General features: G+C 62.9%; 29 protein-coding genes. 15 read left to right on the forward strand and 14 right to left on the reverse strand.

Annotated elements, in window-relative coordinates:
• Positions 1-97: 97 nt before the first annotated feature.
• Positions 98-418 carry an SMR family transporter gene (locus tag QLG02_RS09620; RefSeq protein WP_029304889.1) on the forward strand — a complete coding sequence of 107 codons (321 nt, stop codon included), beginning with the start codon at positions 98-100 and terminating at the stop codon, positions 416-418.
• A gap of 99 nt (positions 419-517) precedes the next feature.
• Here QLG02_RS09620 and QLG02_RS09625 read toward each other — a convergent pair whose 3' ends face one another.
• The 3 genes from QLG02_RS09625 to hrpB all read right to left on the reverse strand — a co-directional run bounded on the left by QLG02_RS09625 (position 518) and on the right by hrpB (position 5,804).
• Positions 518-919, reverse strand: a complete 402-nt coding sequence (locus QLG02_RS09625; protein WP_282465066.1) for a VOC family protein — start codon at positions 917-919, stop codon at positions 518-520.
• Between the two features lie 42 nt (positions 920-961).
• Complete coding sequence (gene mrcB, locus QLG02_RS09630) at positions 962-3,283, reverse strand: penicillin-binding protein 1B (protein ID WP_282465067.1); 2,322 nt, start codon at positions 3,281-3,283, stop codon at positions 962-964.
• A gap of 73 nt (positions 3,284-3,356) precedes the next feature.
• A complete protein-coding gene (gene hrpB, locus QLG02_RS09635; RefSeq protein ID WP_282465068.1) occupies positions 3,357-5,804 on the reverse strand; it encodes an ATP-dependent helicase HrpB in 2,448 nt (815 codons plus the stop codon).
• Positions 5,805-5,960: 156 nt separating this feature from the next.
• Here hrpB and thpR point away from each other — a divergent pair, with 156 nt between their 5' ends.
• The 8 genes from thpR to panC all read left to right on the forward strand — a co-directional run bounded on the left by thpR (position 5,961) and on the right by panC (position 13,043).
• A complete protein-coding gene (thpR, locus tag QLG02_RS09640) occupies positions 5,961-6,488 on the forward strand; it encodes an RNA 2',3'-cyclic phosphodiesterase (protein ID WP_282465077.1) in 528 nt (175 codons plus the stop codon).
• 42 nt (positions 6,489-6,530) lie between these two features.
• A complete protein-coding gene (sfsA, locus tag QLG02_RS09645) occupies positions 6,531-7,274 on the forward strand; it encodes a DNA/RNA nuclease SfsA (protein WP_011707277.1) in 744 nt (247 codons plus the stop codon).
• Positions 7,275-7,393: 119 nt separating this feature from the next.
• Entirely contained in the window at positions 7,394-7,843 is a 450-nt protein-coding gene (gene dksA, locus QLG02_RS09650; RefSeq protein ID WP_005304459.1) for an RNA polymerase-binding protein DksA, read from the forward strand.
• A 113-nt stretch (positions 7,844-7,956) separates the two neighbouring features.
• Positions 7,957-8,865 carry a tRNA glutamyl-Q(34) synthetase GluQRS gene (gene gluQRS / locus QLG02_RS09655; protein ID WP_164927739.1) on the forward strand — a complete coding sequence of 303 codons (909 nt, stop codon included), beginning with the start codon at positions 7,957-7,959 and terminating at the stop codon, positions 8,863-8,865.
• A 321-nt stretch (positions 8,866-9,186) separates the two neighbouring features.
• Positions 9,187-10,686, forward strand: coding sequence for a polynucleotide adenylyltransferase PcnB (pcnB, locus tag QLG02_RS09660; RefSeq protein ID WP_282465069.1), 1,500 nt, complete (start codon positions 9,187-9,189; stop codon positions 10,684-10,686).
• A gap of 11 nt (positions 10,687-10,697) precedes the next feature.
• Positions 10,698-11,207, forward strand: a complete 510-nt coding sequence (gene folK / locus QLG02_RS09665; RefSeq protein ID WP_282465078.1) for a 2-amino-4-hydroxy-6-hydroxymethyldihydropteridine diphosphokinase — start codon at positions 10,698-10,700, stop codon at positions 11,205-11,207.
• On the forward strand, positions 11,204-11,998 hold the full coding sequence (panB, locus tag QLG02_RS09670; RefSeq protein ID WP_011707281.1) for a 3-methyl-2-oxobutanoate hydroxymethyltransferase: 795 nt from the start codon (positions 11,204-11,206) through the stop codon (positions 11,996-11,998). Before folK ends, panB begins: the two co-directional genes overlap by 4 nt.
• A gap of 187 nt (positions 11,999-12,185) precedes the next feature.
• The gene (panC, locus tag QLG02_RS09675; protein ID WP_073351610.1) at positions 12,186-13,043 is read left to right on the forward strand and encodes a pantoate--beta-alanine ligase; all 858 of its coding nucleotides are present in this window, start codon (positions 12,186-12,188) and stop codon (positions 13,041-13,043) included.
• A 64-nt stretch (positions 13,044-13,107) separates the two neighbouring features.
• On the opposite strand, the gene QLG02_RS09680 is transcribed toward panC, so the two are convergent.
• The 8 genes from QLG02_RS09680 to hpt form a co-directional block, all read right to left on the reverse strand.
• Complete coding sequence (locus QLG02_RS09680; RefSeq protein WP_017411020.1) at positions 13,108-13,635, reverse strand: rhodanese-like domain-containing protein; 528 nt, start codon at positions 13,633-13,635, stop codon at positions 13,108-13,110.
• Between the two features lies 1 nt (position 13,636).
• The gene (locus tag QLG02_RS09685; protein ID WP_282465070.1) at positions 13,637-14,077 is read right to left on the reverse strand and encodes a MauE/DoxX family redox-associated membrane protein; all 441 of its coding nucleotides are present in this window, start codon (positions 14,075-14,077) and stop codon (positions 13,637-13,639) included.
• Positions 14,078-14,121: 44 nt separating this feature from the next.
• Positions 14,122-14,382: a DUF3343 domain-containing protein gene (locus QLG02_RS09690; protein WP_042065550.1), complete on the reverse strand. Its 261-nt coding sequence runs from the start codon at positions 14,380-14,382 to the stop codon at positions 14,122-14,124.
• Positions 14,379-15,161 carry an acyl-CoA dehydratase activase gene (locus QLG02_RS09695; protein ID WP_282465071.1) on the reverse strand — a complete coding sequence of 261 codons (783 nt, stop codon included), beginning with the start codon at positions 15,159-15,161 and terminating at the stop codon, positions 14,379-14,381. The genes QLG02_RS09690 and QLG02_RS09695 overlap by 4 nt, the downstream gene beginning before the upstream one ends.
• 9 nt (positions 15,162-15,170) lie before the next feature.
• Positions 15,171-16,322, reverse strand: coding sequence for a double-cubane-cluster-containing anaerobic reductase (locus tag QLG02_RS09700; protein WP_282465072.1), 1,152 nt, complete (start codon positions 16,320-16,322; stop codon positions 15,171-15,173).
• A 234-nt stretch (positions 16,323-16,556) separates the two neighbouring features.
• Entirely contained in the window at positions 16,557-17,330 is a 774-nt protein-coding gene (locus tag QLG02_RS09705) for an ABC transporter permease (protein ID WP_005304632.1), read from the reverse strand.
• A complete protein-coding gene (locus tag QLG02_RS09710; protein WP_016351893.1) occupies positions 17,327-18,244 on the reverse strand; it encodes an ABC transporter ATP-binding protein in 918 nt (305 codons plus the stop codon). Before QLG02_RS09710 ends, QLG02_RS09705 begins: the two co-directional genes overlap by 4 nt.
• A 111-nt stretch (positions 18,245-18,355) precedes the next feature.
• Positions 18,356-18,886, reverse strand: coding sequence for a hypoxanthine phosphoribosyltransferase (gene hpt / locus QLG02_RS09715; RefSeq protein ID WP_011707288.1), 531 nt, complete (start codon positions 18,884-18,886; stop codon positions 18,356-18,358).
• Between the two features lie 200 nt (positions 18,887-19,086).
• Here hpt and QLG02_RS09720 point away from each other — a divergent pair, with 200 nt between their 5' ends.
• A complete protein-coding gene (locus tag QLG02_RS09720) occupies positions 19,087-19,701 on the forward strand; it encodes a TetR/AcrR family transcriptional regulator (protein ID WP_348994627.1) in 615 nt (204 codons plus the stop codon).
• A gap of 74 nt (positions 19,702-19,775) precedes the next feature.
• On the opposite strand, the gene QLG02_RS09725 is transcribed toward QLG02_RS09720, so the two are convergent.
• A complete protein-coding gene (locus tag QLG02_RS09725) occupies positions 19,776-20,387 on the reverse strand; it encodes a flavin prenyltransferase UbiX (protein WP_244090226.1) in 612 nt (203 codons plus the stop codon).
• A complete protein-coding gene (gene mpl / locus QLG02_RS09730; RefSeq protein ID WP_282465074.1) occupies positions 20,384-21,754 on the reverse strand; it encodes a UDP-N-acetylmuramate:L-alanyl-gamma-D-glutamyl-meso-diaminopimelate ligase in 1,371 nt (456 codons plus the stop codon). The genes QLG02_RS09725 and mpl overlap by 4 nt, the downstream gene beginning before the upstream one ends.
• 179 nt (positions 21,755-21,933) lie before the next feature.
• On the opposite strand from mpl, the gene ppa reads away from it, so the two are divergent.
• Positions 21,934-22,464 (forward strand): inorganic diphosphatase, encoded by a 531-nt coding sequence (ppa, locus tag QLG02_RS09735; RefSeq protein WP_011707292.1) that lies wholly within the window; start codon positions 21,934-21,936, stop codon positions 22,462-22,464.
• A 25-nt stretch (positions 22,465-22,489) separates the two neighbouring features.
• Here the strand turns inward: ppa and QLG02_RS09740 are convergent, their stop codons facing one another.
• Positions 22,490-22,852: a hypothetical protein gene (locus tag QLG02_RS09740; RefSeq protein WP_016351897.1), complete on the reverse strand. Its 363-nt coding sequence runs from the start codon at positions 22,850-22,852 to the stop codon at positions 22,490-22,492.
• A 124-nt stretch (positions 22,853-22,976) separates the two neighbouring features.
• Here QLG02_RS09740 and QLG02_RS09745 point away from each other — a divergent pair, with 124 nt between their 5' ends.
• The 4 genes from QLG02_RS09745 to QLG02_RS09760 form a co-directional block, all read left to right on the forward strand.
• A complete protein-coding gene (locus QLG02_RS09745) occupies positions 22,977-23,855 on the forward strand; it encodes a hypothetical protein (RefSeq protein ID WP_029302247.1) in 879 nt (292 codons plus the stop codon).
• Positions 23,856-24,112: 257 nt separating this feature from the next.
• A complete protein-coding gene (locus QLG02_RS09750; RefSeq protein WP_011707296.1) occupies positions 24,113-24,655 on the forward strand; it encodes a YtfJ family protein in 543 nt (180 codons plus the stop codon).
• Between the two features lie 44 nt (positions 24,656-24,699).
• Entirely contained in the window at positions 24,700-24,990 is a 291-nt protein-coding gene (locus QLG02_RS09755) for a hypothetical protein (protein ID WP_282465075.1), read from the forward strand.
• A gap of 35 nt (positions 24,991-25,025) precedes the next feature.
• On the forward strand, positions 25,026-25,410 hold a 385-nt coding region (locus tag QLG02_RS09760), incomplete at its 3' end, for a DUF2796 domain-containing protein (RefSeq protein WP_282465076.1).

A 25,410-nucleotide genomic window follows, 5' to 3' on the forward strand; every position in this document is an offset into this window, starting at 1 on the left:
CAGGAACCGGCAGCACCCGCCGTCTTGGCGCTGCCCATGACAAACCGGCTGCAGGCACTGGCTGTACTCGCTGCCTTGGTGCTGCCAAGGAGGCTGTATGCACCCGCTGATCATCGTACTGGGGGCGGCTCTGCTGGATATCGGCGCCAACATGGCGATCAACCGCTCGGTTGGTTTTCGTCACAAAGGCTGGGGATTTCTCGGCATCCTGCTGGTGCTGTGTGCCTTCACCCTGCTGTCGGAAGCGGTGAGCACCGGCAAGATCGATCTGGCCGTGGCCTATGCCACCTGGGGTGCCATCGGCATCCTGGGCACCGCCCTCGGCGGCTTGCTGCTGTTTGGCGAGCGGCTCAAGCCCATCGGCTGGCTCGGCATGCTGGTGATGGCCGTCGCGGTGACCCTGCTCACCACCGCCTGATCAGCACCGTCATGCACTGCACGCCATGACAAGAAGCCGCCCGGCTAACCGGGCGGCTTCTGCTCTTTATGGGGTGATGGGGCCCGCGGCAGGCCTGCCTCAGCGGCTCGCTTCGTAGAGCTCCAGCGGCAGGCCGTCGGGGTCGGCGAAGAAGGTAAAGCGCTTGCCGGTCAGCTCATCCACCCGCACCGGCTCCACCTCGACACCATGACTCTGCAGATGGGCGATGACCCGGTCGAGCTCAGCGACCCGAAAGGCCAGGTGGCGCAAGCCGCACGCCTCCGGTCGGGAGGGGCGCAGGGGCGGTGCCGGGAAGCTGAACAGCTCCAGCTGGCTGCCGTCCGGCAACGCCAGATCCAGCTTCCACGACTGGCGCTCCTCGCGCAACGTCTCGGCGATGATGGGCAACCCCAGCACCTGATGGTAGAAGTGGCGCGAGCGCGCATAATCGCTGGCGATGATGGCCACGTGGTGGATGGCATCAAACAGAGGATGTGACATGAGCACTCCGGGCAAGCGGGCAGCCTGGGCTGCCCGCTGCGGTCAGTTGAAGAAACCGTTGAACCAGTTGTCCAGCGCATTGGCCGGGCTGGACACCGGGCTGGCGCAGCTCATGGGCTCGGCCAGTCCGGCCAGCTTGGCCGGTACCTGCAGACTGCCCGGGCAGTCGCTGGTGACCCGGGTGCCGCTGGCACGGGAGAAGCTGGCCCAGCTCACCCCTTGCGGCATGTTCATGGCCAGGCTGTTGACCCCGCGCTGGCTCATGTAGCCGCTGAACAGCTGCAGGGCACCGCTGGCGCCGGTCAGGCCGGCCGGGGTGTTGTCGTCGCGACCGACCCAGATGCTGACCAGCTCGTTGTTGTCGAGCCCGGTGAACCAGGAGTCGCGCAGCTCGTTGGTGGTGCCCGTCTTGGCTGCCATGGTGGCGCCGGGGAACTTGGCACCGAGCGCTCGCGCCGTGCCCTGGCTCACCGTCTTGGTCATGGCGAACAGGGTCAGCCAGCTGGCCTGTTCGTCGGTCACCCGCTTGGCCGCTTCGTCATGCTGATAGAGCTTGCTGCCGTCGCTGTTGACCACCGCCCGGATCGCCGACAGCGGCTGGGTCAGCCCCTGGTTGGCGATGGGCAGGTACATCTGGTTCACCTCCATCGGCGAGAGCGCCACCGCCCCCAGCACCAGCGAGGGATAGGGCTGGATCTCCTGCTCCACCCCCAGCTTGTGCAGGGTGTCCACCACCTTGTCCAGCCCCACCTGCAGCCCCAGATTGACGGTCGGCACGTTGAGGGAGCTGGCCAGCGCATCCATCAGCGGCACGCTCTGGCGGAACTTGCGGTCGTAGTTTTGCGGGGTCCAGATCTGGCCATCCTTGCCGCGAATGCGGATCGGCTGGTCCTTGAGCGGCGTGCCCAGGGTCAGGCCGTTGGAGAGGCCGGTCAGATAGACCGCGGGCTTCACCAGCGAGCCTATCTGGCGACGGGCATCCAGCGCCCGGTTGAAGCCGGCGTAGCGCGGATCCCGGCCGCCCACCATGGCCACCACCTCGCCCTTGTGCCAGTCGGAGACCACCATGGCCGCCTCCAGCTTCTTCTTGCCGCGCAGCTTCTCGATCTGGGCCAGACCCGACTCCACCGCCTGCTCGGCGGCGTGCTGGGCGATGGGATCCAGACTGGTGAAGATCTTGAGGCCGGACTGCTTGAGCAGATCCGGGCCGAAGCGGCTCTGGATCTCCCGCTTGAGCAGGCCCATGAAGGCCGGGGTGCGGCCATAGCTCATCTGGCCGCGGGTGATGATGCCGAGCGGCTGCTTGCTGGCCAGTTCATACTCGGCCGGTTGCAGGCTGCCGTGATCCATCAGCAGCTTGAGCACCAGATCGCGGCGCGCCTTGGCCCGCTCCGGGAAGCGCCAGGGATCGTAATAGGAGGGGCCCTTCACCATGCCCACCAGCAGGGCCACCTGATCGATGTCCAGCTCGTTGACCGGAATGCCGAAGTAGAAGTAGGAGGCGAGCCCGAAGCCATAGACCCCCTGGGAGAAGTTCTGCCCCAGATAGACCTCGTTGAGGTAGGCCTCCAGGATCTCGTCCTTGCTGTAGCGATAGTCGATCAGCACCGCCATGTAGGCTTCCTGCGCCTTGCGCCACAGGCTGCGCTCCCGGGTCAGGAAGAAGTTCTTGGCCAGCTGCTGGGTCAGGGTACTCCCCCCCTGCACGGTGCGCCCCGCCAGCAGGTTGGCCGCCATGGCGCGCATGATGGCCACCGGCGAGACGCCGCCGTGCTGGTAGAAGTCGCGATCCTCGGTGGTGAGCAGGGTGATCAGCAGGCTGTCCGGCACCTCGGCGATGCGTACCAGCAGGCGGTCTTCCCGATCCTCAGTGTTGAGGCGATCGAGCAGCACCGGGTCCATCTGGGCGTAGCCGAGCTGACGCTGGTTCTCCAGCGACTGGATCCCCTCCAGCCGCGCGCCGTTGAAGGTGAGGCGCAGGCCACGGGCGGCATCGGCCCCATCATGGAATTCGAATGGCCGGCGAATAAGCTCGATGCGGTTGCCGCTCACGGCATACTCGCCCGGGGTATGGGGCTGGCGCACCTGCTTGTAGCTCAGCATGTTGAGCTCGCGCAGCATCTGGGCCTGGGAGAGGCGCTGGCTGGGATAGAGTTCCAGCGGCCGGCTGTAGACCATCACCGGCAACTGCCACTTCTCGCCATCGAAGCGTTCACGCACCTTGGTATCGAGGTAGATGCCAAACACCACCATGAAGGCCGCTCCCACCAGGGAGAGCTTGAAGCCCAGCCAGAACAGCGTGCGCCAGATGGTGCGTTTGGGCGCCGCCTTCTTGGGGGTGCGCTTGCGTCGTTGCGTTGCCATAAATCCTCTTTGCTTTCCTTTCTACTTGTTATGTCGCGTTCGCGAACGTCCGATCAGACTTGGCCAATCGAACCTACAACCCCATCTTCTTCTTGGTGACTCTGGTCGGCATCGCCTCCAGCGGGTTATCCGGCCAGTAGTGGCGGGGGTAGCGTCCCTTCATCTCTTTCTTCACCAACTCGTAGGAGCCGGCCCAGAAGGCGGCCAGATCGGCGGTGATCTGCAGCGGCCGCTGAGCCGGGGAGAGCAGCTCCACCACCAGCGCCACCCGACCATCGGCCACGCACGGGGTCGCGGCCTGGCCGAACATCTCCTGAATGCGCACCGGGATCACCGGCGCCTGACCCGGCTGATAGCGGATCCGCACCCGGCTGCCGGTCGGCGCGCTAAAGTGGCCGGGCAGCGCCTCGTCCAGCCGCTTGGGCAATGGCCAGGGCAGCGACTGGCGCAGGATGTCGCTCATATCGAGCTTTTTCAACTGCTCCAGCCGGGTCATGCCGCTCACCGCCGGCAGCAGCCACTGCTCGAGGTCGGCCAGCAGGCTCGCCTCGTCCATGGCCGGCCACCCTTCGTCGGGCAACCAGTCACGGGCGCAGCGCAATCGGGCCAGCAGCCCCTCGCTGGCATCATCCCAGGGCAGCACATGCAGCCCCTTGCGCCGGATGCCCTGCAGCAGGCAACGCCCCTTCTGTTCATCGGAGAGATCGGTCAGCGGCCGCTGGCTCAGCACCAGCTCGCCGAGCACCTGCTGGCGTTCAGCCCGCACCCGCTCTTCACGCTCGTCCCAGTCGAACCACTGGCGCTCGCTCACCAGCTCGGGCAGCTGGCGCACCAGCTCATCCAGCTCTATCGGTTCGGCGATGAAGATGCGGCTGCCGCGCTCGTTCTGGCCCATCTCGATGGCAATGAGCGCCCCCTGCCCCTGACAGGGGTGACCTTCTACCAGATCGCAGCTCACCCCGCCACTGAGCTGATAGCGGCTGCCGCTGCGCAGCTTGCCGATGCGATCGGGCCAGGCGAGGGCGCACAGCAGCCCCAACCATTGCCCCTGCGCACCGGCGGGGCGAGTGCCGAGCCGCTCGAACCAGCGGGCCGCACTCTGGCGCAGGGCCCCCTGGCGGCGGTGGAACAGCACGGAGAGGCGCTCCGATCCTCGCAGATCTTCTTCCAGCAGCGCCACCAGGAAAGCCGCATCGGCGACAATCCCTGTCAGACCTTCCGCCTCCAGCTCGCGCGCGCGCAGCAACATGCGGGCAAGCCGGGGATGGGTACCGAAGGCCGCCATGGCACGGCCGGCCGGGGTAAGTTGTTGCTCACCCTCCGGCTTCATGGCGCCGAGGCTCACCAGCAGTCGCTGGGCACTGGCGACGGCGGCGGCCGGCGGCATGTCCAGCAGCGGCAGCTCTTCGACCCTTGCCCCCCACTGGGCGGCGTCCAGCAACAGACCGGTCAGCTCCTGGGTAAGGATGTCGGGCGGGCTCTGCTCGGCGAGGCGCTCCTGCACCTCGCTGCTCCAGAGCCGGTAGCAGACACCGGGGCCGAGACGACCGGCGCGGCCCGCCCGCTGGGTGGCGGAGGCTTTGGCGATGGGACGGGTCTCCAGCCGGGTGACGCCGCTCTTGATGTCGAAGGAGGCGCGCCGCTCCAGCCCGCTGTCGACCACCACGGAGATCCCCTCGATGGTGAGCGAGGTCTCCGCCACATTGGTGGTGAGCACCAGCTTACGGCGCCCCGCAGGTGCCGGCTCGATGGCCGCCTGCTGGGCCGCCATGTCGAGGCGGCCGTAGAGGGGGGCGAGGGTCACCTCGTCCGGCAGCCGCCCTTCCAGCCACTGCGCCAGCCGCTCGATCTCCCCCTGGCCCGGCAGAAACACCAGCAGGCTGCCGGCGTGGGCGGCCAGCGCCTCCAGCACCACGGCGCCGACCTGGGGTTCCAACCACTGCTGGCGATTGGCGGGGCGGTAGTGGTAGTCGATGGGAAAACCGCGCCCCTCGGAGCAAACCACCGTGGCCTCCGGCAAAAGCCGCTCCAGCGCCATGCCGTCCAGGGTGGCGGACATCACCAGCAGCTTGAGATCATCGCGCAATCCCTGCTGGCTCTCGATGGCGAAGGCCAGCGCCGTATCTGCGTGCAGGCTGCGCTCGTGGAACTCATCGAAGATGACCAGGGAGACGCCGGTGAGCTCAGGATCCTGCTGCAGCATCCGGGTCAGCACCCCTTCGGTGACGATCTCGAGCCGGGTGGCAGAACTGGTGCGGCTCTCGCCACGCACCCGCAAGCCGATGCGCTCGCCCACCTTCTCCCCGAGCTGGCGCGCCAGAAAGCCCGCGATGTTGCGCGCTGCCAGGCGTCTGGGCTCCAGCATGATGATGCGACCGGGCAGCCGGTCCTGGCGCACCAGCTCCAGCGGCAGCAGGGTCGATTTGCCCGCGCCGGGGGGCGCCTGCAGGATCACGCTGGCATGGTTGTCGATGGCGGCAAAGAGTGCGGGCAGCACCGACACTATGGGGAGGGAAGACAAAGGGATCTGCACCTTCTTGTTGCAAGTCGTAAAGCGGCGCCTATTCTGCCACAGCCTGGCCGGCCACCGTGAGCGGATGTCGGCCGGCGAGACAGGATGCAGTGGCTGCCCTAGAATGGGCCACCCTGTCTGCATGAAAGAGGCATGCTCACCCGAATGGCCAAACTCTTCTTTGCCCTGCCCGCCGAGGCGCTGGCATCCGATCTCGTCGCCTGGCGCGACCAGCTGCCCTGGCCGGGTCAACCGGTGCCCGCCGCCAATCTCCACCTGACGCTGGCCTTCCTCGGCGAAGCGGATCAGCTCACCACCACCCGCCTGATGGCCGCCGTCGAGCGCCAGCACTGCCCGCCGCTCACCATAGCACTCAATGAAACCGGCTGGTTCGGCCGCGCCAAGGCCGCCTGGGTTGGCCCGACGGAGTGGCCCAACGAGCTCACCGTGCTGGCCAGGGCGCTGCGTCGCCACGGCGAGAAGCTGGGGCTTGGCAACGGCGAACAGGGCTATCGCCCCCACGTCACCCTGTCGCGCAAGGCGAGCGAACCGCCGGCCGCCTTGCCCGCCCCCGATTTCGTGCTGCAGGCCGACCGCTTCTGCCTCTATCAATCCCTCTCCACCCCGGACGGGGTGCGCTACGAGCCCCTCGCCTGCTGGCCGCTGCGGGCCAGAGAGAAAATGGCATCCTGACCGGCGGCCATGCCCAGACTCATCGATTAAGAGAGCCATACCATGATCTTCGATCCCCCCCTGCAATCCGGGCAGCTGGTCTCCCGTTACAAGCGCTTCCTGACCGACGTGCAACTCGACAACGGCGAGGTGATCACCATCCACTGCGCCAATACCGGCGCCATGACCGGCTGCGCCGAGCCGGGCACCCGGGTCTGGTACTCCACATCAAGCAACCCCAAGCGCAAGCTGCCCCACAGCTGGGAGATCGCCGAGAGCCCGGCCGGTCACTTCATCTGTGTCAACACGGCCCGCGCCAACCAGCTGGCCCGGGAGCTGATCGAGCAGGATGCCCTCGCCCCGCTGCGCGGCTATGCCAGGCTGCGCACCGAGGTGAAATACGGCGAAGAGAACAGTCGCATCGATCTGCTGCTGGAAGATGACCACCGGCCGGCCTGTTATATCGAGGTGAAATCGGTGACCCTGCTCGACGAGCGGGAGCAAGCCGGCATGGGCTACTTCCCCGATGCGGTCACCACCCGTGGCGCCAAGCACTTGCGTGAATTAATGGCCATGAAGGCGGCAGGCCACAGAGCCGTACTGTTATTTATGGTTTTGCACTCCGGAATCGTGAGAATGCGCCCGGCAGCGCATATAGATCCGCACTATAGTCTGCTTATTGAGCAAGCAATTACGGCAGGGGTTGAAATTTTATGCTATCGACCCCATGTTGGGGTGCAGAGCATGGTGGCCCAAGATTTTATCCCGTTTGAATCTTGTCACCTGCTACCCGAGGGCAGCGAATAAATGTTGGAGTGGGTAACATTATTGGTACGGCTTGTTTGCCTCCAAGTTACCCTTCTGCTATAGATGTCGCCCTCAATTTATGGATGGCACGGGTAGCGTGCTGAATTAGGAGACAGGGCATGCCAACAGGCGAAAACAGGAAATCTCTGGGCCCCCTGGCCATTGCGGGTGTGGCGCCTTACCAGGAAAAACCGGGTGAGGAGTACATGAATGACCAACAAAAGGCACATTTTCGCAAGATCCTGGGAGCCTGGCGCAACCAACTGATGCAGGAAGTTGACCGCACCGTTGACCATATGAAGGATGAGGCTGCCAACTTTCCGGATCCCGTGGATCGCGCCGCGCAAGAAGAAGAGTTCGCTCTTGAACTGCGTACCCGCGACCGTGAGCGCAAGCTGATCAAGAAGATCGAGAAAACCTTGCTGCTGCTCGAAGACGATGACTTCGGTTACTGCGAACACTGCGGTATCGAGATCGGTATCCGCCGTCTGGAAGCCAGACCCACCGCCGACCTCTGTGTCGACTGCAAGACCCTGGCTGAAATCAAGGAAAAACAGATGGCCGGTTGATACCGACCTCTGGCATAACTGAAAAAAGGGAGCTCGCGGGCTCCCTTTTTTATTGAGCTTTTGGCCGGGCCGTCCCAGAATGCAGCCTCAATGTCCCGTTTGCCCGAATCCGCATGCCCGTGAATACCACCCCTTCATCCCAGACCCGCCCTTATATCGGCCGCTTTGCCCCCTCCCCCTCAGGCCCGCTTCACTTCGGCTCCCTGATCGCGGCGCTCGGCAGTTTCCTGCAGGCCAGGGCACGGCAGGGGCGCTGGCTGGTGCGCATCGAAGATATCGATCCGCCACGGGAGATGGCGGGGGCCGCCCCGCTCATTTTGCAGACGCTGGAGGCCCATGGTTTGCAGTGGGATGGCGAGGTGATGTACCAGAGCCGGCGCCACGGCCGCTATGACGAGATCATCGACCAGCTCTACCGGGCCGGCGATCTCTACTGGTGTCGTTGTACCCGGCGTGAAATCATGGCCAGCGGCGGCTTTTACAACGGTCACTGCCGCCCCCTTGGTCTCACGGCGGAGGGTTGTGCCGCCCGCGTACGCCAGCACCACCCGGTGTACGATTTCGAGGATGGGCTGCAGGGCCGCATTGCGGTGCCGGCGGCGCTGGCCGAGGAAGATTTCATCGTGCGCCGGCGCGATGGGCTCTATGCCTACAACCTGGCGGTGGTGGTGGACGACATGGATTGCGGCATCACCGAGATAGTGCGCGGTGCCGATCTGCTGGAGCCGACGGTGCGCCAGATCGCCCTCTACCAGACCCTGGGCGCCCCCGTGCCCGCCTGGGTGCATCTGCCGCTGGCGGTGCAGGCCGATGGCAACAAGCTCTCCAAGCAGAACCACGCGCCGGCGCTGGCACAGGACGAGGTGCGCCCGGCCCTGTGGCAGGCGCTGCACTTTCTCGGCCAGTGCCCGCCCCCCGAGCTGATGGCGAGCCGGGTGGACGAGATCATCGACTGGGGCATAGCCCACTGGCAGCTGGCCCGGGTGCCTGCCAGCGAGAAGATCCAGCTGGCTGATTACTGAATCGCGCAGGCAATTTTGGTTTGATTGAACGTAAATCGCCGCTGTTGGCCGTGATTTTACCGGGATGATCCGCTTCAAACGAGATCAATTACCAGCACGGTTTTTCATTTGGTTAGGCGTGAGCGATGGGAATAGACCGCTATTTTTCCCGGCCGCGCCCTCTCAAACGAGATCAATTGCCAGCACGGTTTTTCATTTGGTTAGGCGTGAGCTATGCGCAGGTAGACCGCTATTTTTTGGCTCGGTTTGATTCAAATGAGCTGAAGTAGCCACATGGTTTTTCATTTGTGCAGGCGTGAGCTATGATAGGCCGCTATTTTTTTGGCCTCCCGTCAATTTGAAGTCATAACGAGGTGTACCATTTTTTCCCAGATCGCAAACTTTTGCCGCAAAGTGCTCGGCAAGGAAGACGGCGAGCAGTCGGTGGAGTCCCCCATTCCGGCCCGTATCGCCGGGCAACGTCGTACCTTGAGCCGTGACCAGCACCCGATTTCGCGCAAAGAGATCAGCGAGAATGCACTCAAGGTGCTCTATCGCCTGAACAAGGGCGGCTACGAAGCCTACCTGGTCGGCGGCGGAGTCCGGGATCTGCTGCTCGGGAAGACGCCCAAGGATTTCGACATCGCTACCGATGCGACGCCGGAGCAGATCAAGTCACTGTTCAGCAACTGCCGCCTGATCGGCCGCCGTTTCCGGCTGGCCCACATCGTCTTTGGTCGTGACGTGATCGAAGTGGCCACCTTCCGCGGTCACCACCATCAGGTCAATACCAGCAAACATGTGTCGGCCCAATCCGATGAAGGCATGCTGCTGCGCGACAACGTCTACGGCACCATCGAAGAGGATGCCGAGCGTCGCGACTTTACCGTCAACGCCCTCTACTACAGTGCCAAGGATTTCACCCTGCACGATTTCGAGGGCGGGCTGGAAGACCTGGCCGAGCGCAAGCTGGAGCTCATTGGCGATCCCGAGACCCGCTACCGCGAAGATCCGGTGCGGATGCTGCGCGCCGTGCGCTTCGCCGCCAAGCTGGACATGACCATCAGCCCGCGCACCGCCGCCCCCATCAAGGAGCTGGCGCCGCTGCTGCAGGATATTCCGGCGGCCCGCCTGTTCGAGGAGACCCTCAAGCTGTTCCTGGCTGGCGATGGCCTGGCCACCTACAAGCTGCTGCGCGAATACGGCCTGTTCCAACAGCTGTTCCCGCAGGTGGCGGCGCTGTTTACTCCGCACGGCAACTCGCCCTACGAGCAGTTCATCGAGCAGGCGCTGATCGATACCGACACCCGGGTACGGGAAGACAAGCGCGTCACCCCCGCCTTCCTCTACGCCACCCTGTTGTGGGGCTGTGTCGAGGCCCGCGGCCGGGTGCTGGAGAACGAGAGCGGCCTGCCCTGGTATGACGCCTTCATGCTGGCGATCAACGAGGTGCTGGACAACCAGGTGCGGATCATCGCCGTCCCGCGCCGCTTCACCACCGATGTGCGCGACATCTGGGCCCTGCAGCAGCGGCTGACCCGCCGTCAGGGCCGCCACCCCGAGCGGGCCATGGAGCATCCCAAGTTCCGCGCGGCGTTTGATTTCCTGTTGCTGCGCAACCGGGTCGAGCGCGGTCTGGGCGAGCTGGCCAGCTGGTGGGAACGCTACGTGGAATCCAATCCGGACGTGCGCCCGCAGCTGCAACGGGAGGCGACCCGCCGCCCGGCAAGCGGTGAGCGCGGTCAGGCCGGTGAGGCCCGCAGAAACGATGGCGAGAAGCGCAGCAGCAACAGCCGCAACCGTCGTCGCCCCCGTCGCCGCAAACCGAAAGCGGCCGAGTGACAACTGACGTGATGACCGAGGTCTTCATCGCCATTGGTTCCAACCTGTCTGACCCGCTCGGTCAGGCTCGTCGCGCCGTCGCCGCTCTGGCAAGGTTGCCGGGATCCGTGCTGGTGCAGGCCTCGTCGCTTTACAGCAGCCGCCCCATGGGCCCTGCTGACCAGCCGGACTACGTCAATGCCGTGGCCCGGCTCAACACCCGGCTGACGCCGCTGGCGCTGCTGGATCAACTACAAAGCATCGAGCTGGAACAAGGACGTGTGCGCAAGGATGAGCGATGGGGGCCGAGAACCCTGGATCTCGATCTGCTGCTGTTTGGCGATCAGATCATCAGGCATGAACGCCTCATCGTTCCCCATTACGGCATGAAGGAGCGGGAGTTCGTGCTGCTGCCCCTGGCCGAGATTGCACCCGCTCTGGTGCTGCCTTGCGGCACCCCACTCGCAGAACTGGTTGCCCGCTGCCCGCACAATGATCTTGCCATCATTGCCCCCGGTGCAGACGAACAGGAGCCTCTATGAGCAAGATCACCACCACCAACCTGCTGAAGATGAAGCAGGAAGGCCAACGAATCACCGCCATCACCGCCTATGATGCCACCTTTGCCAAGCTGTTCGACGACGAGGGCGCCCACGTGCTGCTCATCGGCGACTCGCTGGGCATGGTGCTGCAGGGGGGTCAGGATACCCTGGGCGTCAGCATGGATGAGATGGTCTATCACACCCGTTGCGTGGTGCGCGGCACCACCAATGCACTGGTGGTGACCGACATGCCGTTCATGAGCTATGCCACGCCGGAGCAGACCTATCAGAACGCAGCCCGACTGATGGCGGCCGGTGCCCGCATGGTGAAGATGGAAGGCGGCGACTGGCTGTGCGACTCCATTCGCCACCTGACCCGCAACGGCGTGCCGGTGTGCGGCCACCTCGGCCTCACCCCGCAATCCGTGCACGTATTCGGCGGCTTCAAGGTGCAGGGGCGCGACGAGTTCCAGGCCCAGGAGATCTACCGTCAGGCCCTCGAACTGCAGGCTGCCGGCATCCAGTTGCTGGTGCTCGAATGCGTACCCACTTCGCTGGCAGAGCGCATCAGCAAGGCGCTGCGCATTCCGGTGATCGGCATCGGTGCCGGCCCCGCCACCGACGGCCAGATCCTGGTGATGCACGATGCCTTCGGCATCACCTCCGGCTATGTGCCCAAGTTCACCAAGAACTTCCTGGCCGAGACCGGCGACATGCGCGCCGCCATCCGGCTCTATGTGAAGCAGGTGAGCGAAGGCACCTTCCCGGGCCCGGAACACTGCTTCAACTGATCCGATAGCGTGACGAGAGCGGGGGCCTGCGCCCCCGCTTCGCCCTCTGGTGCTGACTGAGCAACCCGTCTCTTGATGACTCATCCCAAGGTGACCTGTCGATGATGCTGCCCGTTGCCACTCCTCTCTTACCCATGCGGGCCCATACCGCCCGCCTCTCTTTGATCTTATCGAAGGTGAACTGCTGATGTTGGTCGTTAACAATCCCGCCGCTCTGCGTGAACAGATCGGCCAATGGCGCCGTGAAGGGCTCACAATCGCATTCGTGCCCACCATGGGCAACCTGCATCAGGGCCATCTGACCCTGGTGAAAGAGGCACACCACCACGCCGACAAGGTAGTGACCAGCATCTTCGTCAACCCGATGCAGTTCGACAAGGCCGAGGATCTCGCCAACTACCCGCGCACCCTGGAGCAGGACTGCGCCGCGCTGGAAGCAGCCGGGGTAGACATGGTGTTCACGCCGACCCCGGAGATCATGTATCCACAGGGGCTCGCCAGCCACACCTTCGTCGAGGTGCCGGGCCTCTCCGGTCTGCTGGAGGGGGCGCTGCGTCCGGGACACTTCCGCGGTGTCAGCACCGTGGTCACCAAACTGTTCAATCTGGTGCAGCCGGATGTGGCCTGCTTCGGCCAGAAGGATTTCCAGCAGCTGGCGCTCATTCGCAAGATGGTGGCCGACATGGCGATGCCCATCCAGATCGTCGGCGTGCCCACCGTGCGGGCCGAGGACGGGCTGGCGCTCTCCTCGCGCAACGGCTACCTGACCGCGGCCGAGCGGGCCCTGGCCCCCGAGCTCGCGCGCACCATGAACTGGATCGCCGAGCAGATTGAAGCGGGTGACCATCACCTGCCCTCCCTGGTGGCCCAGGCCAGCCAGCGCCTCGACAAGGCCGGTTTTCGGACCGACGCCATCGACATCGTCGATGCCGCCACCCTGGAAGCGGCCACCGACCAGAGCGAGCAGCTGGTGATCCTGATGGCGGCGTATCTCGGCAAGGCCCGCCTCATCGACAACCGGGTGGTGACGCTGGCCCGCCCCTGAGCCGCAGCGCCACTGACAACAAAGCCCGCATGTGCGGGCTTTGTTGTTTCTGGGCGTTTCCTGCCTACTCGGCGGTAACCGGGTAACCCGCCCCTTTCCAGGCGAAGATGCCGCCCGGCACCCGATAGACCTGCTGATAGCCCTGGGTGACCGCCCAGGCGGCCCCGTTGTGGCTGCGGCCACACTTGACGAAGCCGCAGTAGAACACCACCGGACGGGTCTTGTCGTCCCCCAGCAGGGCCAGCAGCTGCTCGGGCGTGCCGCTCCCCTCGACGATCTGGCTCCAGTCATCGCCGGACTTGGCCTCCTTCACGAAGGCAAAATTCTTGGCCCCCTGGATGTGCTCCTTCTTGTAGGAGTCCTCGAACGGCATGGTGTCGATGATCACCAGTGCCTCGCCTTTATCCATCCGGGTTTTCAGCTCGGCCACGGTCAGCAGCTGATAGCCCCCCTGCTGGGTCTCCTGGGAGAGCTGTACCGCCGCCTGCTCCAGCTTGGTCTCCTGCTCGAACTGGTTGTCGCCACAGCCACCAAGGGCAAAGCTGGCCGCAATCAGCGTGGCCATCAGGGTGCGGGATTGCAATCTCATCATGTCACTGCTCCTTTGGAACGGTCAAAACGGGGCGGGAGTGGCGCAGCAAGGCGCCCGCAAGCGTCAACAGCAGCAGATCCCGCACGAGGGCCTGTGGCAGCGAGCCGAGATCAGCCCTGCCCAGACAGCCGCAAGAGATGTCGAGTCCGATGGCGATGCCATAGCCCAACACCGGAATAAACAGGGCCAAGAGGGCCACCACCAACCAGAGCCCCCAGCGTCGGTTGGCAATCACCGCGAGCCCGGCGCAGAGCTCCAGCCCGACAAGCCCCCAGACGGCAAGGGGAATGAACGGCGACCAGAGCAGGCCGAAGGCGCCGATCTGCTCGGCGAACAGCTCCGGCACCGCCAGCTTGAACCCGGCGGAGGCGACGAAGAATCCCCCCAGCGCCAACCTGGCCAGCACCCGCAGATAAACGGCCACGGGATAGCTCTTTATCATCCATGCCCCCCACTGCCAACTCCCCGAGCAGGCGCCACCATGCCCTAGTCGGCGGCCGGATAGCGGGCCAGTTCGCAATACTCACCGTCTTCATCACAACGAAAAACGGCGGCGGTTTCGCCGCGCTGGCACCACTGCTGCCACTCGTCTGGCGGGCAGTGCAGGCGGATGGCGAGGCCGCAGCCGGCACTGAGCCGGCGCGGTACGTCGCAGACCCGAAAGGCGTGGGGCTGCTGCTCCAGCCGCTTGCGCAGCCTGAGCGTGCCGAGGGTGGAGTGGAACAGGTAGAGGAACTCTGCGTTCATGATTTGCCTCCCGTGCGGGCGCGTGCACCGAACAGGGCCGCCCCCAGCGCACCGGCAAACTGGGCGTCCGGGTGGGTGGCCACGTCGCAGCCCAATCCTTGCGCCAGATAGTGGCGGAAGGTGGCGCAGTGGCTGACGCCGCCGGTAAAGAGCACGGTCGGTCTGGCACCGAGGCGGCCGATGAAGTTGGCACTGCGCCGGGCCATGGAGCGGACGATGCCGGCCAGAATCGACTCGGCGGGAATGCCCGCCGAGCGCAGGCTGATCGCCTCCGACTCGGCAAACACGGTGCACATGCTGCTGATGTCGTGGGGCTCGGCCCCTTCCAGCAGCTCGTCGAGCTGCTCGACCCGCGCCCCCAGGGTGCGGGTGATCACCTCGAGAAAGCGACCGGTACCGGCGGCGCACTTGTCGTTCATCAGAAAGTCGGTGAGGTTGCCCTCGCCATCGAGCTGGATCACCTTGCTGTCCTGGCCGCCGATGTCGATAACGGTGTGCACCGACGGGCAGAGCAGGCGCGCCCCCAGCCCGTGGCAGGAGATCTCGGTGACCCGCCGATCGGCGAACGACGCCAGATCGCGGCCATAACCGGTCAGGGTCAGATGGGGGCGCTCTGGCAGCTCGGCCGAGAGCGTCTCCCAGCCTTGCTCGATGGCGGCCAGCGGACGAAAGGGGGTCGGCACCAGAAAGCGGCGGACGATGCGCCCGCCCTCTCTGTGGTCGAACAGGATCCCCTTGGTCGCGGTGGAGCCCGAGTCAATCCCGATGGTGAGTGACACGGCGCCTCCTCACAGCATTTCGATAAAGGCCGCCAGCCGGGTGGCCAGCTGTCCCTTGTCGGCGCTGGAGTAGTCGGTCTCCACCGCCATGTAGGGGATGCCGTGGCGATCGCGCACGTGGCGCTTGATGGCGAGCGACTCCACCGCATAGGTGTGACAAGCCTGCAGGATCACGTCGATCACCCCGTCCGCCTGATACTCCTCCACCATCTGGCTCAGCAGATTCATGCGCTGGTGGTTGGGGGAGATGCAGGAGCAGCCGATGGCCAGATACTTGTCGGTCAGGGCATCGAACAGATCGCCCTCCTCGCTGACGCACTGCTCGGTCGCCTTGGCACCGGTGCAGTTCTCGTAGCCCACCACCCAGCCGCCGTGCTCCTCGATGAGGCGCACCACCTTGTCGGCGGCGCCACCGATGGGGCAGCCGGTGATGAGGATGCGCGGACGGGCATCGAGCCGTTTGCCGTCGGCATACTCGGCCTTGATGCGGCGGGTCATCTCCTGCAGCTCGCCGATGAGCTGCTCCTTGTCGAAGCGGAAGGTGGCGCCATAGACCACCTTGAGGATGTCGGTACCGCTCAGCGCCGGCGGATTGAGCTGACCCAGCCGGTAGAAGTCGGCCAGCGCGCGGCGCTCGCGGTTCTTCAGCACGATGGCGTCGCGCAGCGCCTGCTCGCTGATGGGGTTGCCGAACTGCTGCTCCAGCAACGCCTTGAAGCGGACGATCTCGCTGCGCCACAGGGTGCGGGAGGCCTCGTCATCGGCGCGGTTGGGCAGCTGCATCACATGCACCGCTTTGAACTCGGCCATGTACTCGTACATCTTCTTCTTGCCGTCGCAGGTGGTTTCCCCCACCACCAGATCGGAGAAGTAGAAGTAGGGGCACTTGTCGGTCTTGCCGAAACCGTAGCTGCTCTTGATCAGCGGGCAGAGGTTGCGGGGCAAGTCTTTCTCGGCCTCCTCGATGGTCTCGTCGCTGGTGGAGCAGAGCGATACCACCACGGCACCGGCGGCCATCGCCACCTCCTGCGGCATGAAGGTGCAGTAGGTGCCGACCAGGGGGATCTGTCGCTCCTTGAGTGCCATCACGGCCAGAAAGCCCTGACGGCGGGCATCTGAAAAACTGTCAAAAATGGCTGGCAACTCGGTGATCAGTGACATAGGCGATCCTGCCCTGGTGAGAAAAAGAAGAGACGGAGGGCCCCCATAGTGCAGACCTTCCAACCGCGGGAATTATACCTTTGGGGGTAATCTGAAAATTGCGGTGGATCACAAGGTGTCAGATAAAACCTTGATAAGAGGGTGGTTATTGACCCTGTTCGAGATAGGGTCAGCGCAGGAGAGGGAAAAGAGGCGACAAAAAAACGGGCACCCCAGGGTGCCCGTTGCATTGCATCAGTGGCGCAGCCCGGTGCCGCGGGAGATGAGCCACCAGGCCAGACCGTAGAGGGCCACGATGAAGCCGATGATGATGAGATAGGCGGTGCCGAGCGGCACGTCGGAGATCCCGAGGAAACCGTAACGGAACGCGTTCACCATGTAGATGATCGGGTTCACCTGGGAGACTCCCTGCCAGAAGGGTGGCAGCAGGCTGATGGAGTAGAACACTCCCCCCAGGTAGGTGAGCGGCGTCAGCACGAAGGTGGGGATGATGCTGATGTCGTCGAAGGTCTTGGCAAACACCGCGTTGATGAGGCCGCCCAGCGAGAAGAGGATGGCGGTCAGCAGCACGGTGAAGCAGACGCTGAACAGGTGGTGGATCTGCAGCGGCACGAAGAACAGCGACACCAGGGTGACGATGAGGCCGACACAGAGGCCACGCGCCACGCCACCGCCCACGTAGCCGGCGATGATGACGTAGTTGGGCACCGGCGCCACCAGCAGCTCCTCCACGTTGCGCTGGAACTTGGCGCTGAAGAAGGAGGAGGCGACATTGGAGTAGGAGTTGGTGATCACCGACATCATGATGAGGCCGGGCACGATGAACTCCATGTAGCTGAAGCCCCCCATGTCACCGATGCGGCCGCCGATGAGGTTGCCGAAGATGACGAAGTAGAGGCTCATGGTGATGGCGGGCGGCACCAGGGTCTGGATCCAGATCCGGGTGAAGCGGCTGATCTCCTTGGCCAGAATGCTCTTGAAGGCGATGTAGTAAGTGGTCAGGTTCATGCTTTTCTCCCCTCCTCGACCAGGGTGACGAACAACTCTTCCAGCCGGTTGGCCTTGTTGCGCATGCTCAATACCTGCACCTGCTGGCTCGACAGCTGCTCGAACAGGCTGTTGAGGGACTGGCTCTTGTCCAGATCCACCTCCAGGGTGCGTTCGTCCTGCATGCGGCCGTTGAACTCGGGCACGTTCGGCACGGCGGAGCCCGGCGCCAGATCCAGCATGAAGGTCTCGCGGCCCAGCTTGCCCAGCAGATTCTTCATGCTGGTGTTCTCGATCAGGCGGCCCTTGTCGATGATGCCGATGTTGCGGCATAGCATCTCGGCCTCTTCCAGATAGTGGGTGGTGAGGATGATGGTGACGCCCTGCTCGTTGAGATCCTTGAGGAAACTCCACATGGAACGGCGGATCTCGATGTCCACCCCGGCGGTCGGTTCGTCGAGGATCAACAACCTGGGCTCGTGCATCAGGGCGCGGGCGATCATCAGCCGGCGCTTCATGCCGCCGGAGAGAGTGCGGGCCGGCATGTCGCGCTTGTCCCACAGGTCGAGCTGGCGCAGGTACTTCTCGGCACGGATCTTGGCCTCGGCCCGCGGCACGCCATAGAAGCCGGCCTGATGGGTGACTATCTGGATCACCTTCTCGAACTGGCTGAAGTTGAACTCCTGCGGCACCAGCCCGAGCTGGGCCTTGGCCTCTTCCAGGTGAGTGTCGATGTCGTAGCCGAACACCTTCACCTTGCCGGCGCTCTTGTTCACCAGCGAGCTGATGATGCCGATGGTGGTGGACTTGCCCGCCCCGTTGGGGCCGAGCAGCGCGAAGAAATCCCCCTGCTTGACGGTGAGATCGATGCCTTTAAGGGCTTCGACGCCCCCCTGATAGGTCTTTTTCAGGCCGCTGATTTCCAGTGCGTTCATTGCAACCCCTGTGATGGCGCATCCCATCTCGAGACAGAAAAGGCGGCCAAGGCCGCCTGCAGACAGAAAATGGCGCTCTGCCACCTCGCCCGTGATATTCCTGAACCTTGCTTACTCTTGCGGTACTACCTTGCCGATGAACTTCAGATTGCGGTACTTCTGGGCATAGTCGATGCCGCAGCCCACCACGAATTCATCGGGAATGGAGAAACCGATCCAGTCTACCGGCACCTGCACTTCGCGGCGGGACGGCTTGTCCAGCAGGGTGCAGATGGCCAGGGATTTCGGCTCGCGCAGAGAGAGGATCTCGCGCACCTTGTTGAGGGTGTAGCCGGTATCGATGATGTCTTCGACGATCACCACGTCCTTCCCTTTGATGTCGTCATCCAGATCTTTGAGGATGCGCACGTCACGGGTGCTGTGCATGCCGGAGCCATAGCTGGAGGCGGTCATAAAATCCAGGGTGATGGGCAGCTGGGTCTGGCGGCACAGGTCGGCCAGGAAGATGCAGGAACCACGCAGCAGGCCGATCATGACCACTTCGTCAGAGCCCTGATAACGGGCGGTGATCTCTTCACCCAATTTGGCGATCCGGGCGGCAACTTCAGCCTCGGAGATCATCACCTCGACAGTGTGTTTCATCACTTACTCCATAATGGCCAAAGCGAATTTGGCCGTTCATTAACGTCAAAACCGATGATTCTACCATTCAAGCCGAAGGGCGTCAGGCATACGTGATGCTTTTATCGGCTTATTTTAATTGATAGAGTTAGCAGGCCCTCGGGCATTATCGGTGACAATACTATAAACACCATAATCAATAACTATTAGATGAAAAAACTATGGAACCACGCGCAGAAATAAGACGTCGAACCCGGCTTTCGCCGGAGGCCCGACGCAATCAATTGATGGAATGTGCCATCGAGGTGTTCTCCCGTCGCGGCATTGGCCGTGCGGGTCACGCCGAAATCGCAGAACAGGCCAAGGTCTCGGTTGCTACCGTGTTCAACTATTTCAACACCCGTGAAGAGCTGGTGGATGAAGTGTTGGCCGAGATCGAACGTTTCGTGCATCAGATGCTGGAACAGGCCTACACCGGCCAGGGCCCGGTCAGCGACAGCATTCGCCGCCACGTGAAGCTGTTTGTCGACGCCGCCTACGATCAGCCTGACCACGCCAGCATCTGGCTGGAGTGGAGCTCATCGGTGCGGGAAGAGGTCTGGCCCCGTTACGCCAAGCTGCTGGACAAGGCTCTGGAGCGCATTGCACCCCACCTGCAACGCGCCATGGATGCCGGTGAGATCCAGAGCGTGCTGTCCGCCCAGGACTTGGCCCGCTCCCTGACCGGTTTTGGTTACGTCATGATGCAGATGATCAATCAGCCACAACGCCCTGACCGGGAAGAAGTGACCGATTTTCTGTTCAAGTACGTGACAGCCCCGATCCAGGTAGCCTAACCCGCTCCGTCAAAATAAAGCGGCGCCGAACTGTTCAGGTCGGCGCCGCTTTTGTTTGTCCGCAATCTCTCAGCTCACCCTTTGGCGTAGCCCCAGCGGCGGGTCAGATCGTGCTCGATCCCCAGATGATCGAGGATCCTCGCCACCATGAAGTCCACCAGATCCGCGATACTTTTTGGCTCATGATAAAAGCCCGGCGCCGCCGGCATGATGGTCACCCCGAGCCGAGCCAGTTTCAGCATGTTCTCCAGATGGATCGCCGAGAAGGGGCTCTCGCGGGGCACCAGAATGAGCTGCCCACGCTCCTTGATCACCACGTCCGCCGCCCGCTCCAGCAGGTTGTCTGAGGTGCCGTTGGCAATGGCCGAGACGGTGCCCATGGAGCAGGGACAGACCACCATCTGTCTGGGCGCCGCCGAACCGGAGGCCACCGGCGAGAACCACTCCTCCTTGCCGCAGGCCACTATCTGCCCCTCGCTGGCGCCATATTGACGACAGAGATAGGCTGAGAGCTCTTTGGGCGAGCCGGGCCACTCCTGCTGCTGCTCGGTCTTGAGCACCACACGAGCCGCCGAGGAGGCGAGCAGGTAGACCCGATAATCCGCCTGCACCAGGCATTCCAGCAGGCGCAGGGCATAAGGGGCGCCAGAGGCGCCGGTCAGCGCCAGGGTGATCGCATTGTTCATAGCTGGCCGTGATAGTCCTTGAGGCGGGCGATCAGCTTGTCATGAATGCCGCCGAAGCCACCGTTGCTCATGATCAGAATATGATCGCCATCGCGGCACTCGGCCACCAACCGGTTGATCAGGGTATCCAGATCGTTGAACACCTTGGCTGGTCGGGTCATGTGGGCGGTCACCTCGCCAAGATCCCAGCCGATGTTGGGCGGCTGGAAGAAGAACACCTCGTCGGCGCCATCAAAGCAGCCGGCCAGCTCCTCCTTGTGGACCCCCAGCTTCATGGTGTTGGAGCGGGGCTCCAGCACCGCCAGGATACGGGCCTTGCCCACCTTGGCGCGCAGGCCGCCGAGGGTGGTCTCGATGGCGGTGGGGTGATGGGCGAAGTCGTCATAGACGCTGATGCCGGCTACCTCGCCTTTGAGCTCCATCCGCCGCTTGGGGGACTTGAACTGGCAGAGCGCCGCAATGCCGTGCTCCACCATCACGCCGGCATGGCGGGCAGCGGCGATGGCCATCAGGCCGTTGTTGACGTTGTGCTCGCCGATGCACTCCCAGTGCACCTCGCCCTGCTTCACGCCGTCCAGCCACACCTCGAAGGCAGAGCCGTCGTCGGCCAGCTTGACCGCCTTCCACTGGGCGTCGTCCTGACCCACCAGCTCCACTTCGCTCCAGCAGCCCATCTTGCGCACAGCAGCCAGGTTCTCGTCCCCCTTGGAGAAAAGCACCCGGCCGTTGCTCGGCACGGTGCGCATCAGATGGTGGAACTGACGCTGGATGGCGGCCAGATCCGGGAAGATATCCGCGTGGTCGAACTCCAGGTTGTTCATTACCAGGGTGCGCGGGTGGTAGTGAACGAACTTGGAGCGCTTGTCGAAGAAGGCGCAGTCATATTCGTCCGCCTCGATGACGAAGAAGGGGGCGGAGCCGAGACGGGCGGAGACCGGGAAATTGCCGGGCACGCCGCCGATGAGAAAGCCGGGCTCCAGCTTGGCGTATTCGAGCACCCAGGCCAGCATGCTGGCGGTGGTGGTCTTGCCGTGGGTGCCGGCGACGGCCAGCACCCAGCGATCCTGCAGCACGTGCTCCAGCAGCCACTGGGGGCCGGAGATGTAGGGCAGATTGCGGTCCAGCACATACTCCACACAGGGGTTGCCGCGGCTCATGGCATTGCCGACTACCACCAGATCCGGGGCCGGATCGAGTTGAGAGGGGTCATAGCCCTCGGTCAGTTCGATGCCCTGTTGCTCGAGCTGAGTACTCATGGGGGGATAGACGTTGGCATCCGAACCGGTCACCCGGTAACCAAGCTGTTTTGCCAACACCGCCAGACCACCCATGAAGGTGCCGCAGATCCCGAGGATGTGAATGTGCATACCGCTTCCTTTCGCAGTAAAGGGAAGTGCGCATTCTAGCAAGGTGACGGCAATTTGGCAGACCCAAGCTGTGCGGTATCCACCAACTCTGTCGCAGTGGCCCTGAAATATGGTCATTTGACGCGACATCGCTATAATATCGGCCTGCAAACTTGACTCCAACACTCAAAGGAAACGTCATGAGCCTGAACCTGGTCCCGGCTGGCAAGAGCCTGCCCGACGACATCTACGTCATCATCGAAATCCCGCAGAATGCCGACCCGATCAAATACGAAGTCGACAAGGACAGCGGTGCCATCTTCGTCGATCGCTTCATGTCTACCCCGATGTTCTATCCGTGCAACTACGGTTACGTGAATGCCACCCTGTCTCTGGATGGTGATCCGGTCGACGTGCTGGTGCCGACTCCTTACCCGCTGCTGGCCGGCTCCGTCATTCGCTGCCGCCCGGTTGGCGTGCTGAAGATGACCGACGAATCCGGTGAAGATGCCAAGATCGTGGCCGTTCCACACTCCAAGCTGACCAAGCAGTACGATCACATCAAGGATGTGAACGATCTGCCCGAGCTGCTGCGCGCCCAGATCCAGCACTTCTTCGAGCGCTACAAAGAGCTGGAAGCAGGCAAGTGGGTCAAGGTTGAAGGCTGGGGCGACAAGGCCGCTGCCGAAGCTGAGATCATCAGCTCTGCCGAGCGTTACGCTGCCAAGTAAGCGTATCTCTCGTAAAAAAGGCGCCTCAGGGCGCCTTTTTTATGGGTTGTTGCGGGCGCTGACCCGGCGTCACACCGGCAGGATCCCCCTGGATATAGATGTCGCGCCCATCCTGTCGATAGGACCGGTAGTAGTCTCCCCCACAGCGATAGCTGCCATCCTGATCGCTCATCAGCTCGCAGTTCACCGGCAGCACTTCCAGCCACTTGATGGCCTGCTGGAAACGCAGCCACTCTTGCCACTCATGCTCCCGCGCCAGCTTGTCCCGCAGGGCAAAGGTATCCGCGCTGGACATCCCCTGATTGACGATGACCGGCCCCGCCGCGGCCGGCAAGGTGGCCAACAGCAGCAACAACGGTGTGATTCGCTTCATGACGGTTTCCTGCATAACTTATTTCCAGAATTAAATTAAAAGCCCGATCAATCTGTTATCAAAATCACAAATGCCAGACTCATCCAAAATCGGCCAGCTCACCTAGTTGTTTATTATCACCCCGAGCAGGATGCACATCATGAAACTGGCACAAGGTCTGTTGTTGAGTCTAGTGTTCGCGTCCATGGCCGGGGCCAACGAGGTCACCCTGAGCTGGCAGTGGCAATCGGCTGACGGCCAGCAGAAGCATCTGCTACTGAACACGGATGAGCGGGTCATCTCCGCCAGCCGCCACGAGATGAGCCTGCTCGATGCCTCCCTCAACTATCCGCTGGAGACCCTCTACTCCTACATCAGCCCGCGGCTCTACAACAGCATCAATCTGATCAATCAGACCAGCCCCGAGACCGCCACCAAGTTTCGCAATCTGGAGCAGGCCTTCACCCTGCACGATGACAGCATGGAGTCGACCCTGTTCTGGCAGGCCTATCAGCAATATCAGGACGATGCCTTTTATCAGATGCGGGTAGTGCCCTGCGTTCATCCCGCCAATCGCAAGCTGCCCTGCGTGCGTCCCAACTATTCGCAGCTGTTCTACCAGTTCAAGGGCGACCTGAGGCCCCTGGCAAAACAGTTCCTGGCCAAGGATCTGGCCACCAGCGTCGGCCTGCTGCAGGAGTGGCTGAGCGGCATTCCGACCCCGCCCGAGCAGATGGACCATTTCGCGCCGCCGCTGCAAGCCTTGCAGAGCAACAAGGCCGACAGCGACGAGAAGGCATTGCTGATGGCCAGCCTGCTGGCCGAGCTGGCCCCCCAGTACATGCTCAGCATCATCTACCCGAACATCAGCATCGGCAGCGTCTCGCCGGCCTGGCTGGCCATCACCGCCGACAGCGGCCTGAAAGGGGATACCGTGGTGATCGGCAACCAGCGCCACGTTCTGCTGACCGGCTCGCCCCTGCTGGCCCAACAGATGACCATGGCCAAGATCCCGCTGGTAAGCGAACCGCTCTACTGAACCCTCCCCCTCACCTCCTGTCTGGCTGCAGGCCGCAGCCAGACTCCTCAAACCAGTTGATAAGCAATTGATTTTTATCGACTGCGTGCCATCCTAGCCGCCTTTGCCAGCCAGGTCCCGCGCTGGCGGGCAGGCAAGCGGGCCAATCACACGTTTATTTAACACTTCTTAAACAGATCCGATCAGTTTAGGATGAGTACTGCCCCATTCCCTCAATGCAAAAATCGTTATAACATAACAAAAGGAGTGTCATCAGGATGAAACATCTCGTACTTACTCTGGCGCTGCTGCCAACCTTGGCCCTGGCTCACAACATCAAGGAGTCGGCCCAGGTGCCGCTGGTCAACATCAGCGACAAGGGTGAACTGGTTCTGAAAGAGAAAGAGATCAGCTATCAGCCCTGGCAAAGCAAGGTGCTGGCCGGCAAGGTCTTTCTGATCCAGCACATCGCCGGTCGTTCCAGCGCCAAGGAGCTCAACGCCCCCATGATCGAAGCGATCAAGGCGGCCAAGCTGCCCCACGACAAGTACCAGACCGTCACCATCATCAACAGCAATGACGCCATCTGGGGCACCTCCGGCTTTGTGAAGAGCAGTGCCGAGGACAGCAAGAAAGAATTCCCCTGGTCCGCCATGGTGCTGGATGCCAAGGGCATGGCCCGCAACGCCTGGGATCTGGCGCCGGAAAGCTCGGCCATCATCCTGCTGGACAAAGAAGGCAAGGTGCTGTTTGCCAAAGATGGCCAGCTCGATGCCAACAATATCGCTACCGTGATGGGGCTCATCAAGTCCCATCTCTAAGTCAGAGAGAAGGGGCGCTGATGGCGCCCCTTTGATAGGGGTCTATGGGTCGTACCAAGCTGAAAATCTGGTTGCTGCTGCTGGGCTGGTTGTGGTTGCAACCGGTGCTGGCACAACATCCGCTGGAAGCCGACCTGCCCGGCCACAACCACGCCTGCGTCCTCTGCGCCCTGCATCTGGATGGCAAGCTGGCACTCACCCCAACCCTGGTCATCCCGTCTTCACAAGTGGTCATCGGCACGCTCGTTGATGCCACCTTGCCCAAACCTCATGCCACCCCGTCAGGCCAGTGCCGCATTCGCGCGCCGCCACTGCTTCATCGCTTATCCGGCTAAATCCATTTTTCAATAAATTTTTCAAAGGATTAACGATGAAAGCAGTCACCCTGTTACTGGCGGCCGCCGCGTTTGGCGTGCAGGCAAACCACGATGAACATGACAGTCACGGCCACGGCGCCCACGAGCACGGCCACGGTCACCTCAATCTGGTGCTCGATGGCAACCAGCTGATGATCGAGCTGCAGGCCCCCGCCGCCGATCTGGTGGGCTTCGAGCATGCCGCCAAGAGCGACGAAGAGAAGGCGCAATACGCCAAGGCCATGGCTCAACTCAAGCAACCCGATGCCCTGTTTCGCTTCGACCCGGCCGCCGGCTGCAAGCTGACCCAGCAGGAACTGCAGGCCGCCAAGGAAGATCATGACCATGACCATGACCATGACCATGACCATGACCATGACCATGACCATGACCATGACC

It is taken from the genome of Aeromonas sp. V90_14 (assembly GCF_029967615.1).
GTDB lineage: Bacteria > Pseudomonadota > Gammaproteobacteria > Enterobacterales > Aeromonadaceae > Aeromonas > Aeromonas hydrophila.